The sequence below is a fragment of the Pseudomonas putida genome, from assembly GCA_029953615.1.
Lineage (GTDB): Bacteria > Pseudomonadota > Gammaproteobacteria > Pseudomonadales > Pseudomonadaceae > Aquipseudomonas.
In genome coordinates this window covers 4,534,392-4,546,031 of sequence record CP124529.1, presented here as the reverse complement: position 1 = coordinate 4,546,031, position 11,640 = coordinate 4,534,392, and the positions used below count along the sequence as shown (strand labels likewise).

The window sequence follows — 11,640 nt, the reverse complement described above, 5'->3', positions numbered from 1 at the left end:
TGGCAGGGCATTTAGCCAGTATTTGAAGGTAGCGTGCGCCAATCGTTCCATCTGATTGCAGGGCCCGGTATCCTCGGGAACTTCTGCTGCCATCCGGAGCACAGATTAAAGACATTCATTCGCACAGGATCCTGACCATGCACCTTCTGGTAGTCGAAGACGACGACATCGTACGCATGCTGATGGTCGAAGTGCTCGACGAGTTGGGCTATACGGTCATCGAGGCGGAACATGCCAGCGCAGCGCTGTGCATTCTTGAGGACCCGGACCAGCAGCTGGCGCTTATGATGACCGATGTGGGGCTGCCAGACATGCGCGGCGAAGAGCTGGCAGCCAGGGCGCGCGAACTGCGGCCGCTGCTGCCGGTGCTGTTCGCCAGTGGCTATGCCGAAAGCGTCGATGTGCCGGAGGGCATGCACCTGATCGGCAAGCCGTTCGGTATCGACCAGTTGCGGGACAAGGTGCAGGCCATTCTGGGTCAACCTTGAAACCGGCGCCGCCTGCTTCGCGGGCTCGCCCGCTCCCACAGGTTTGCCACAGGGCGCCGAGTGCAGTGCAATACCTGTGGGAGCGGGCAAGCCCGCGAAGAGGCCGGCACAAGCTGCAACTGACTACAGCTCCCGGCGCAACAGGTAGCTATCCATGATCCACCCCTTGCGCGCCCGCTCCCGCTCACGCACTTCCAGTATCTGTGCCTTCACCGCCTGCAATGGCCCGGCGATCAGCACCTCATCGGCGGTCCCCAGGTACGCGGCCCAGTAGATCATCAACCCCGGGTCATCAAGCCGGGCAAACGCGCACTGCCCGTCGAGCATCACCAGCACATTGTCGATTTGCCCCTGCTCGGCCAGGCGCCGCCCCGGCAACACGATCAACGGTTCACCGATACGATTGAGCGGCACCTGATGACGCGCTGCCAATGCCTGCACACTGCTGATGCCCGGAATGACCTGCAGCCGCAGCGCCACACCGCGCTCACGAACCAGGTCAAAAATGCGCAGCGTGCTGTCGTAAAGCGTTGGCTCGCCCCAGAGCAGAAAGGCACCGGTTTCGCCAACGCCAATTTCCTGCTCGATCAGCCGGGCATACAGCGCCGCACGCTGCCGGTGCCAATCTTGCACCGCCCCCAGGTAGTCATCCGCCTGGCCATCGCGGGCAGGATCGGCGACCTGCACCAGGCGGTAGCCGCCCTCGGGCCGGTAGCGTTGCAGGATGGCCTGGCGCAGGCGCACCAGTTCGTCCTTGTCGCTGCCCTTGCAGAGCACGAAGAACACGCTGGCCTGGCGCAGCGCATCAACCGCCTCGTAGGTGACCTGACGCGGGTCACCCGGGCCGATACCGATCAACAACAGGTCTTTCATTGCCCTGCCCTTTGCGGGAACCCGCAGCCATTGTCAGGTGGCTGCCGGCATTTGGCAAAGCGCCCCGTCAGAAGATGGAGAAGTTGTAGCTGACAATGACCCGCGTCTCATCCATATCGCGGGCCCACCTTTCATAGTTGCTGCGGTAAGTGGAATTACGCAGGCGCACGCTGACGTCCTTGAACGTGCCACTTTGCACCTGGTACCTGAACTCGGTGTCGCGCTCCCACTCTTTGCCTTCGGCCGTACTGCCCGGTACCTTGATATTGTCACCGTTGATGTAACGGGTGAAGAAGGTCAGGCCGGGCACGCCCAGAGCCTTGAAGTCATAGTCGTAACGCACCTGCCAGGAACGCTCCTTGGCGGCGGCGAAGTCGTTGACCTGGGCATAGTTGACCAGGTACGGGTTGGTGCCATCCAGATAGGGCATGGCACTGTCGCCATACATGCGCTGCCAGCCGGCACTGAACTTGTGACCACCCAGGCTGTAGCCGAGCATGCCGCTGAACGCGCGATGGTCGATTTCGCCGGCGCGGGCATTGCCGATGTCATCGCTTTTTGTCAAGCGCAGGTCGGCCGACAGGCTGCCCAGCGCCAATGGCTGGCTGGCCACCAGGCCGAGGAAATGCTGGCGGTAGATGTTCTCCAGCCTGGCCACCTGATACTGGGCGCTGAAGCGCTCGTTGAAACGGTAATCGACACCGGCCAGGTCAAAGTGGTCAGCCTCGATATCACAGGCATAGCGCTTGTTCTTGCAGTGCACGCGAATATCCTGGCGATCAGTGGAATCCCGTGCGGTGTATTTGTCCAGACGCGCCAGGGTGAACTTCAGGTCGCGCACTTCTTCGGAGGTGAGCATGGCGCCATGGAACATGGTCGGCAGCAGGCGGCCATCGTTGTACTTGAGCAGCGGCACATCCGGCATCATCGAACCGTATTTGAGCACGGTACTGGAAACCTTGACCTTGGCCGCCAGGCCCATCTTCGCGTACTGGTCCGCCGAGTGGCGCGGGTCGTGACCGGAAGACGGCAACAGGCCGCTGTTACTGTCCGCCGGGCTGGAGTCAAGTTTGAAACCGAACATGCCCAGCGCATCCACGCCAAAACCTACCGGCCCCTGGGTATAACCCGACTGAACATTGAGGATGAAGCCTTGTGCCCATTCTTCGCGTTTGGACGCGCCCTGGCTGGAACTGCTGTGGCCGTCACGAAAATCCCGGTTGAAATAGACATTGCGTGCTTCGACCTTGGCACTGCTGTCTTCAAGAAAACCGGCGGCCTGGGCACTGACGCCGGCACACATCAGGAACAGGCCGGCAACACGACGCCCGGGGGCGCGGGGGAAAGGGGCAAACATGCGAGAAAACATCCAGAATCAAGGCGGGTAAACAACCTGTGGCACGTGCTGGCCACGGTACTGCGAGGGGACCGAACAATAGCCGGCCATCATCTGATGATGATCGCGCAATGGCTCTGGCACGGGCCATTGGACCATGGTCTAAGCGCGCACATAGGCAACCGCGGAAAAACGGGCAAATACCGCACGCAAAACTAGGAAAGTTCCCGGCTTACTTACAAAAAGTTTGCAGTTTACCCAGTACCCACGAATGACTACACTCGATATCAGCGAACAGCGGAACCCACCCGCGTGGCCGGCGTTTTATTTTTCTTCAATGTTCGTCACGCCCTGCCACGACCGACGTACAGGAGTGATTACAGTGTCCAGACTTGCAGAGTTTCGTGCTGCCGAAAAAGCGCTCCAGGAACAGATGGCGCAACTGGAAGCGTTGAAAAAGGATGCCGGCCTAAAACGCGAAATCGAATTCGAGCAGAAACTAGTCGGCCTGATGAAGAGCTATGACAAGAGCCTGCGCGATATCATCGCCATCCTCGACCCGAAGGCCGTGGCCCGGGTTACCAGTGCAGCGCCCAAGCAACAGCGCCGCCCGCGCGTGGTGAAGGTTTACACCAACCCGCACACCGGTGAGCGGATCGAGACCAAAGGCGGCAACCACCGCGGCCTCAAGGCCTGGAAAGAACAGTACGGGGCCGCCACGGTAGAAAGCTGGGCACGCTGATGAAACGTCCACACGCACTTCACACTTTTTTCACAAGGGCTGGCTCAGTATCGAGACAGCTAAAGGACTAGCGACCCCATCACGCGCCCGCACATGCGGGCCTCTAATTCCAGCGCCCTGCCTCGTGCAGGGCGCTTTCATTTGCGCAATCGGCGCACTGCCGTATCATGGCCAGCCTGTCTGTTTTGCCGGTGCCCTGCGCCCGGCCCCGTCTCAGGAGTTCCCATGAGCCTGCACGATCTGCAAACCCTGCCTGGCGTCACCGCACAACCGGACGCCGCCACCGCCCAGTTCGTCTTCAACCACACCATGCTGCGGGTCAAGGACATCGAGAAGTCCCTGGACTTCTACACCCGCGTGCTGGGCTTCCGCCTGGTGGACAAGCGCGACTTCCCCGAAGCTGCCTTCAGCCTGTACTTCCTGGCTCTGGTCGACCCGGCGCAGATCCCTGCCGATGACCACGAACGCCACCAGTGGATGAAATCGATCCCTGGCGTGCTGGAGCTGACCCACAACCACGGCACCGAAAACGATGCCGAATTTGCCTACCACGATGGCAATACCGACCCGCGCGGCTTTGGCCACATCTGCGTCTCGGTACCGGACGTACGCGCCGCCTGCGCGCGTTTCGAGGCACTGGATGTGCCGTTCCAGAAGCGCCTGCAGGACGGGCGCATGAACCACCTGGCCTTCATCAAGGACCCTGACGGCTACTGGGTCGAAGTCATCCAGCCGACCGAGCTCAAAGGCTGAGCGTTCCTCGCGACTCGCTCGTCGGGCCGGGAACTCCCGGCCCCTTGCTGTGGTATATGAAGGTAACTGCTTCACATGCCACAGCGAGGTAAGGACGATGCAATCTCTTCACTGTGAATACCGCAAGCACACCATCACCGCCAGCGTGATGCCCCACCCCGATTCCCCCCTGCCCTATGCCGCCGGGTGCCTGATCACCGACCCTGACGGGCACACCAGCAAGCGCATGTCGATGCCGATGAAGTTCTTCTCCGACCTTGAGAACGCACAGCATGTGTCGCTGGCCCATGGTCGGGCGCTGGTGGACCAGCAGCTGGATGAAGGGCACAAGGTGTTCTGACCTTGTCAATGCCTGTGCCGGCCTCTTCGCGGGCTTGCCCGCTCCCACAGGGAATCTGAAATCTGTGAGTACCTGTGGGAGCGGGCGAGCCCGCGAAAGGGCCGGCACAGGAATAGTCAGATATCCCGGGCGTACGCCACTGCCGCCGCTACCTGCGCCGGTGTCGGCCGCACCCCGGTGTACAGCACGAACTGCTCCAGCGCCTGCAGCGCAATCACTTCCAGCCCGGTGATCACCGGTTTGCCCAACGCCCGCGCCCGTCTGATCAACGGTGTGTTCTCCGGCATCGCCACCACATCGAACACCCGCGCCGCTGCGGCGATGGCATTTTCGGAAAACGCCAGCTCCTCGGCCTCGGGGCCGCCCGCCATGCCGACCGGCGTAACGTTTACCAGCATGGGTGGGCACAGGTCGCCCAGCTCCGGGACCCAGCGATAACCACATACATCCGCCAGCTGCCGCCCGGCCTGCTCGTTGCGCGCAACGATGATGCCTTCGGCGAACCCGGCGGCATCACGCAAGGCACTGGCTACTGCCTTGGCCATACCGCCACTGCCGCGCAAGGCAAACGCCGTGGCCGGGTCGACCTGGTGCTGCGCCAGCAACTGGCGCACGGCCAGGTAATCGGTGTTGTAGGCTTTCAGGTGGCCATCGGTATTGACCAGAGTATTGACCGACTCGATGGCTGCCGCCGACGGGTCGATCTCGTCGACCAGGGCCATGCAGGCCTCCTTGTACGGCATCGATACCCCGCAACCACGGATCCCCAAAGCACGGATGCCCGCCACCGCCGCCGGCAGGTCATCGGTGCGCATGGCCTTGTAGTAGAAGTCCAGGCCCAGCTGCTGGTACAGGTGGTTATGGAAGCGCACACCGAAGGTGCCGGGGCGGCCGGCCAGGGAGATGCACAGCACCGTATCTCTGCTGGGAGTTGTCGACATAACCTGCTCCTTTGTCATGACTGAAACGTTTGTTCAGCGTAACAGAGGTAAACGCTGGTCGTCCCTTACAAAACCTTTACCGTTCCCCCGTGCTCAGCTGACGCAGAGTGGAGTCATGGTAGTAGGACCCCACACTGAGGTGTTCTCGCGAGGGTTGCTTCAACCGCCACATTCCCGGAATCACCCTGCTGGGCAAATGTTGATAGAAGCAATGACCACTATTGAAGAAGTTGATTTCAAACCGCCCCGGCTGCTGCGTAAGGTAGGGCCATGTTTTACAGGAGGTCCACATGGCCACTATCCAGATCATGTCCGTCGTCGGCAGTGCCGTCCCCGCTTCGCTGCGTGAGAAGGGCCTGCTGGCGTGCTGGTACCTGGTGCGCAACGGCGAAGCCGTAAGCGGCCCGATGCCCACCCTCGCCTCGGCCCAGGCCCTGGTCGAGCAGTTGCAACCAGGCACCTTGGTCGCCTGACCCGTATTTGTTGTGCGTTGCTCCCTACGCCCTTCTGGCCCGCCTACCTGGCGGGTCTTTTTTTTTGCCGGGGCGTTACGCCTGCATCTCACCGCCGCAGGTAATGAACATCTCCAACAATGCGGCCATCTCGTGTTCGCGCTGGCCATAACCCGCGCCAGGCAGGCTAGCCCAGACAGGCGCGGCCTTGGCGATCGCCTGGGCAATGCGGCCGGCCTTTATCAGTGCCAGCGCGCCGCACTCGTTCAGTAACTTGATTGCCGCCAGGTCCTGGGCCTCAGGGGTAAACCGGCCATTGAAGCCATAAGCCCTCACGATGGCATCCCAGGTACCCGCCAGAATCTGGTAGCGCCCCGCCGCAGAGCTGTGGATGCCGTAGCTGGGCAACCACACCTTCTGCTTCGGGTGCCTGCTGTAGTCCGTGAACAATTGGCCGCCGACCAGCACGTTGTAGCCATCGTCACTGGCAACGATGGTCGAAGTACCTTCGGCCCAGGCCAGCATGTCCAGGAATGCGAGCACGTTCGCGCCGCCGGCAGCGGCAGAATCCAGTCGAGCCATGTTGTCTCCCTACAGAAAAGCCCATACGCATGGGCGTGAACAGAATTGTCTTGCGGGCTGCCTCACTCACCTTGCTTCCCGCGTGGGCGGGCTATCCCCTCGCCCTGAACGATGACCTGCCGGGGAGGATGGCCACCGCGACTGGTCAGCGCTTCGATCTTGCCTTCCAGGCGCCCTACGGTGACCACCAGTTCATTGCGCTCCTTGGCAAATTGATCGGCTCTGGCCTGCGCTTCTCTTCGGGCGTCACGCTCGATATCGAGCAGCTCGTTCAGGCGCCGGACCACGCCAATATCAGCGTTGTCCATGGCGCGGTCAGCGGCATCCCTGGACAGCCACTTGCGCAGCCAGAGGAATGCGCCCAGCAACACCGTGCCTGTTCCGCCCAGCCAGGTGATGGTGCCTGGGCCGAGGTCAGTCGGATCCATGAAAACCTCATTACCGATGGTGATGTCGTAAGCCTGGAGAACAGCTTCTCGATGGCTTCCCTTGCTTGCACATTTAATTTAGCCTTAAGCTAATCTCATGACAAGAGAAATTTAGCTTTGCGCACATTTAGCAGCAAGCTAAACACTGGCATGCTTCGTTCCATGGACATCTACGAAATTCGCAAGCACAACCTGGTCAAGCTGATCGGCAGCCAGAGAAAGGGATCCTGCGCAGAGCGTTGGGGGATGGCGCCTGCGCACCTGAGCCAGATCCTTTCGGACAAGACAGCGAAAAACCTGGGCGATGATGTGGCCCGCAGAATCGAGGGCATCGAAGGTTTGCCACGGGGCTGGTTCGACGCCATGGCAGCGGGCGACCAGCCGCCCCCCCCCGTCGAAGCCATCGACAGCAAGCTTTCCGCGGCCGATCTGGTCAAACAGATGCTTGCCAGAAGCGGCCGGGGTATCCCCGAGGAAACCCGGCAAAGGCTGCTGGCCGCCGCCGAGGAACCGGCAGACTCGACGCTGCTGAAGGCCGAACCTGGCCGGCCAGGCCTGGTGGGTGACGAAGTATGGATTGCCCACTACGACGTCCGGGCGGCCATGGGCGGCGGGCAGATCCCGCACGACTACCCCGAGATGTTCAAGGATGTTCGCGTCAGCCCAAGCCATCTGCGCGAGCTGGGTGTGGAGTTCAGCGAGCACCACCACCTGAAGATGGTGACCGGTTGGGGCCAGTCGATGGAACCGACCATCAGGCACCGCGACCCGCTGATCGTGGACGTCAGCATCCGCGAGTTCGTCGGCGATGGAATCTACTTCTTCTCCTGGGGCGACCACATCTACATCAAGCGGCTGCAGATTGCCGACGAAGACCATTTCGAGATGATCTCCGACAACTCGCGGCACAAGGACCGCATGATTCGCCGGGAAGAAACCTACATCCAGGCCAGGGTACTGCTGGTGTGGAACGCACACCTTGTGTAAAGCGAAGCCCGCCACCCGGCGGGCTTTTTTCTGACTGTCAGAAAGGCGCCGCTTGCTCCACCTGCTGCTCGCTGTCCCGCTCGACGACAAAATCGTCGCGCTCCTCCACGCTGCCGCGCTACCCAGCGCACCGTCACGCTCTCGTCGTCGTTGAAGGTGAGTTCCAGTTCGGGCGTTTCGGCCAGCAGGCCAATCACCGCTTCCCACTCGGCATCGCCGTCGGTATCCAGGCGATGCACCGTCACCCAGCGCTGCGTCTGGGCTACCGGGTGGTTGATCATCGCTGACACCCGCAAGCCAAGGCGCTCTATTCCGGTCATTTCCTGGCGCTGATTGGGTAGGGATTTCATGTGGTTAGACATATTCTTATCCTGATAGCTGTATATTCGTACAGTATTCAAGGAAAGCTTATCGCACCGACAAATCAAGCGTAAAGCCCCGCTGCAAAAAATTTCGCCAACAGGTAATTTGCCGCCTGGCGAAATAAATTTAGCTTTTGGCTATTGACGATGATTTAGCGCAGAGCTAATTTAAATCCAGCAGCTGCCTCCGCGCTGCTGCAGGCACACCATCATCTTATTCAGGAGTTCCCCATGAGCGTAGATATCAGCAACCTCACAATCGCCGTTCCGGTAGCCGTATCGTCAGTCAACGCTGTAGCGACTGAACTCACAGGCACCGAAGCCATTGCCCAATACCCGGACTACGTGACAGTGCTCAGCGATGGTTCGGTCCAGTTGTTCGCCCCCACCAAAGGCGCTTCGAGCAAAAGCACCCGCAGGACCCGCTGCGAGTGGTCGGAGCCGCAATACTGGACGCTGGGCAGCGCTCAGGATCACTGGAATCGCCAGGAAATGACGCTGACCAAGGTGAACTGGGCGCAAAAGGTGGTCATCGCGCAAATGCACGTTTACGCAGACGACAGCCCGCCCGTGAAGGTGTTCTGGAAAAAGGGCGACATCACCCTTGGGTTTCGGCAGATCTACAACCAGGTAGATCCTGTGAATTCGACGGTGCTCAAGGGGGTTCCACTGGGGGCGAAGTTCGAGGTCAGCATCCACGCCACCTCGGCAGGCGTGATCAACGTGACGGCCAGGTGCAACGGGGTGACCGGTTCGTCCGGCGACCTGCAGTTCGACAGCAGCTGGGCTTCACGGCTGTTCGAGTTCCACGGCGGGGTCTACAACCAGGTGGACTACACCGATACGACGCCCGTCGATGACGGCTCGATCTGCATCATCAGCGACCTCTCGCTGATCCATGCCTGAACCCAGGCAACCGGCACGCATCCCGATGCCCTGTATCACGGCGCAGGTTGCATCGGGATCGCTCCAGGTGGCCATGGGTGGCTGGCGCTTGAACGACCTGTTTCCGGGATGGACTAATCTATCCGGATGTCTTTTTTCCGATTAGAGTCAGGCCCCATGAGACTGTCCGATTTCATTGATAACGGTATGGAAGCGATTCTGCAGGCTTGGGAAAACTACGCCCGCTCGGTTGAAACAGAGCTGCCGAAACAGGACTCGACCGGCTTGCGCGACCATGCCGAGAAAATGCTGCGCACCGTGGCCGCAGACATGAGAACGCCGCAGAGCAGGCAACAGCAGTCCGAGAAGGCCCAAGGGAGAGGCCCCAGGGCTTCCAGCGAAACAGCAGCGCAGACCCACGCGGTCGCGCGTTTGGTAGCCGGGTTCTCGATGGACCAGATGGTGTCCGAATACCGGGCTTTGCGCGCAAGCGTTCTGTCACTCTGGCTTACCCAGGAATCGTTCACAGAGGCGCATCATGTCCAGGACATGATCCGGTTCAATGAAGCGATTGACCAGGCGCTCGTAGAGTCGATCGCTGCCTATGGAACAGCAGTCGAGTCGACCCGGAAAATGGTGCTTGCCGTGCTCGGTCATGATCTGCGTTCACCCTTGGGCGCGATACTGATGGCTGGCGGGCTGATCCAGCGGCAGGCGGGGCTGGATGAAAAGGGAAAGGTACTGGCAAGCCAGGTTTGTACCAGCGCACAGCGGGCAAACTCCATCGTCAACGATCTGCTGGATCTGGCACGCTGCAATCTGGGGACTGGTATTTCAGTGGGCTTGCGCAAGGTGGACTTGAATCCAATCTGCCGGGCTGTCATTGACGAACTACGCACGGCATTCCCGCATGCACGGATCATCCTCGACGAGCAGGCGCAGATCACCGGTCAGTTCGACCCTGACCGCATCGCTCAGGTGTTCTCCAACCTGATAGGCAATGCCCTGCGCCATGGCGATGCGACGGCACCGGTCAAGGTCACGCTGGCCAGGGTGGAGGGTGTTCCACGGGTCAGCGTACAGAATTCCGGAGAACCGATTCCACCCGAAGTGATGCCCTTCATCTTCAAGCCGGAAGGCAGATACTCGAGCTATTCTTCCGGAGAGCGGGGCTCTGCAGCGGGGCTCGGCCTTGGCCTGTTCATCGCATCGGAGATCGTTGGGAAGCACGGCGGCAGAATTGACGTCGTGTCGACCGAAGAGCAAGGGACGACCTTCGAGGTTGTTCTGTCGGCTTCGGCAGAGTGATGATTGGCACAGAATGGGTACAGGATTAAATTTCGTTCACGTTGTGCCCTTTAGTCATAAGGCATTCGACAGCCATTCAGCCATACTCCAGAATGCAGCGGTTTTTGGGGGAAAACCCTTGCACAGCCAACGACATACCAACTTTTAGTGAGCCTCAACGTGAAAACATCCCTGTCCATCCTCAGCCTGCTGCTGTTGCTCACAGGTACTGCGACCCTTCCGTCGACCGCTGCTGCACAACCCCCGGCCCAGGTTCAACGTGACCCGTCCAAGCTGCACCTCGCCTCGGGCAGCGCCTTGCTGATCGACTTGAACACCAACCAGGAGCTGTATTCGAGCCACGCCGACCGCGTGGTACCGATTGCCTCGGTGACCAAACTGATGACGGCGATGGTAGTGCTGGATGCCAAACAGCCCATGGATGAGATGCTCACCATGACCATTGCCAACAACCCGGAAATGAAAGGCGTGTATTCGCGCGTGCGCCTGGGCAGCCAGCTCGACCGCCGCGAAACCTTGCTGATTACCCTGATGTCATCGGAAAACCGTGCGGCCAACACCTTGGCCAACCATTACCCCGGCGGCTACCCCGCGTTCATCAAGGCAATGAATGCCAAGGCCCGCAGCCTGGGCATGGCGCACACCCGCTACGTCGAGCCGACTGGCCTGTCGACGCAGAACGTGTCCAGCGCCCGCGATTTGGCCAAGCTGCTGATGGCCTCGCGCAAGTACCCGATGCTGAGTGAACTGTCGACCACTCGCGAGAAGACCGTGGCCTTCCGCAAGCCCAACTACACCCTGGGCTTCCGCAACACCGACCACCTGGTGAACAAGAGCAACTGGGACATCAAGCTGACCAAGACCGGCTTCACCAATGAAGCCGGGCACTGCCTGGTGCTGCTGACCCGCATGGACAACCGCCCGGTGGCCATGGTGATCCTCGATGCCTTTGGCAAGTACACCCACTTCGCCGATGCCAGCCGCATGCGCCAGTGGCTGGAAACCGGTGCCGCCAAGCCGGCGCCGGCGGTGGCCATGCAGTACAAGGCCGAGCGGCAGAGCAAGGGGCGCTTGGCGGCCGAGTAACCGGAGCGGGAATGTGGGGCCTGCACCGGCCCTATCGTCGGCAAGCCAGTTCCCACCGTGACAGGCATGCGAGAGCA

The 11,640-nt window shown here is 60.6% G+C and carries 14 protein-coding genes and 1 pseudogene; 9 read left to right on the top strand and 6 right to left on the bottom strand.

Annotated features, from left to right (window positions below; genetic code table 11):
- Positions 1 to 137 precede the first annotated feature (137 nt).
- A complete protein-coding gene (locus QIY50_20890) occupies positions 138 to 488 on the top strand; it encodes a response regulator (GenBank protein WGV19756.1) in 351 nt (116 codons plus the stop codon).
- Positions 489 to 611: 123 nt separating this feature from the next.
- On the opposite strand, the gene cobF is transcribed toward QIY50_20890, so the two are convergent.
- Both cobF and QIY50_20880 read right to left on the bottom strand, forming a co-directional pair.
- Positions 612 to 1,361: a precorrin-6A synthase (deacetylating) gene (cobF, locus tag QIY50_20885; protein WGV19755.1), complete on the bottom strand. Its 750-nt coding sequence runs from the start codon at positions 1,359 to 1,361 to the stop codon at positions 612 to 614.
- A 67-nt stretch (positions 1,362 to 1,428) separates the two neighbouring features.
- Complete coding sequence (locus QIY50_20880; GenBank protein ID WGV19754.1) at positions 1,429 to 2,718, bottom strand: OprD family porin; 1,290 nt, start codon at positions 2,716 to 2,718, stop codon at positions 1,429 to 1,431.
- A 361-nt stretch (positions 2,719 to 3,079) separates the two neighbouring features.
- Here QIY50_20880 and QIY50_20875 point away from each other — a divergent pair, with 361 nt between their 5' ends.
- The 3 genes from QIY50_20875 to QIY50_20865 all read left to right on the top strand — a co-directional run bounded on the left by QIY50_20875 (position 3,080) and on the right by QIY50_20865 (position 4,532).
- Positions 3,080 to 3,439: a DNA binding protein gene (locus QIY50_20875; protein ID WGV19753.1), complete on the top strand. Its 360-nt coding sequence runs from the start codon at positions 3,080 to 3,082 to the stop codon at positions 3,437 to 3,439.
- A 225-nt stretch (positions 3,440 to 3,664) separates the two neighbouring features.
- Positions 3,665 to 4,192 (top strand): lactoylglutathione lyase, encoded by a 528-nt coding sequence (gene gloA / locus QIY50_20870; protein ID WGV19752.1) that lies wholly within the window; start codon positions 3,665 to 3,667, stop codon positions 4,190 to 4,192.
- A gap of 97 nt (positions 4,193 to 4,289) precedes the next feature.
- A complete protein-coding gene (locus QIY50_20865) occupies positions 4,290 to 4,532 on the top strand; it encodes a hypothetical protein (protein WGV19751.1) in 243 nt (80 codons plus the stop codon).
- Positions 4,533 to 4,648: 116 nt separating this feature from the next.
- Here QIY50_20865 and QIY50_20860 read toward each other — a convergent pair whose 3' ends face one another.
- On the bottom strand, positions 4,649 to 5,473 hold the full coding sequence (locus QIY50_20860; GenBank protein ID WGV19750.1) for a shikimate 5-dehydrogenase: 825 nt from the start codon (positions 5,471 to 5,473) through the stop codon (positions 4,649 to 4,651).
- Between the two features lie 290 nt (positions 5,474 to 5,763).
- Between QIY50_20860 and QIY50_20855 the strand changes: the two genes are divergently transcribed.
- Positions 5,764 to 5,946: a hypothetical protein gene (locus tag QIY50_20855; GenBank protein WGV19749.1), complete on the top strand. Its 183-nt coding sequence runs from the start codon at positions 5,764 to 5,766 to the stop codon at positions 5,944 to 5,946.
- A 75-nt stretch (positions 5,947 to 6,021) separates the two neighbouring features.
- Here QIY50_20855 and QIY50_20850 read toward each other — a convergent pair whose 3' ends face one another.
- The gene (locus tag QIY50_20850; protein WGV19748.1) at positions 6,022 to 6,507 is read right to left on the bottom strand and encodes a glycoside hydrolase family 104 protein; all 486 of its coding nucleotides are present in this window, start codon (positions 6,505 to 6,507) and stop codon (positions 6,022 to 6,024) included.
- A gap of 62 nt (positions 6,508 to 6,569) precedes the next feature.
- Positions 6,570 to 6,935 carry a chemotaxis protein gene (locus QIY50_20845; protein ID WGV19747.1) on the bottom strand — a complete coding sequence of 122 codons (366 nt, stop codon included), beginning with the start codon at positions 6,933 to 6,935 and terminating at the stop codon, positions 6,570 to 6,572.
- A gap of 162 nt (positions 6,936 to 7,097) precedes the next feature.
- On the opposite strand from QIY50_20845, the gene QIY50_20840 reads away from it, so the two are divergent.
- Complete coding sequence (locus QIY50_20840) at positions 7,098 to 7,922, top strand: S24 family peptidase (GenBank protein WGV23102.1); 825 nt, start codon at positions 7,098 to 7,100, stop codon at positions 7,920 to 7,922.
- A 37-nt stretch (positions 7,923 to 7,959) separates the two neighbouring features.
- Here the strand turns inward: QIY50_20840 and QIY50_20835 are convergent.
- Positions 7,960 to 8,284, bottom strand: a pseudogene (locus tag QIY50_20835) (DUF1654 domain-containing protein).
- A gap of 231 nt (positions 8,285 to 8,515) precedes the next feature.
- Between QIY50_20835 and QIY50_20830 the strand changes: the two are divergent.
- From QIY50_20830 to pbpG, 3 genes are all read left to right on the top strand, one after another.
- The gene (locus QIY50_20830; protein WGV19746.1) at positions 8,516 to 9,190 is read left to right on the top strand and encodes a polysaccharide lyase family 7 protein; all 675 of its coding nucleotides are present in this window, start codon (positions 8,516 to 8,518) and stop codon (positions 9,188 to 9,190) included.
- Positions 9,191 to 9,346: 156 nt separating this feature from the next.
- A complete protein-coding gene (locus QIY50_20825) occupies positions 9,347 to 10,477 on the top strand; it encodes a HAMP domain-containing sensor histidine kinase (protein ID WGV19745.1) in 1,131 nt (376 codons plus the stop codon).
- 159 nt (positions 10,478 to 10,636) lie between these two features.
- Entirely contained in the window at positions 10,637 to 11,563 is a 927-nt protein-coding gene (pbpG, locus tag QIY50_20820) for a D-alanyl-D-alanine endopeptidase (protein ID WGV19744.1), read from the top strand.
- Positions 11,564 to 11,640: the final 77 nt, after the last annotated feature.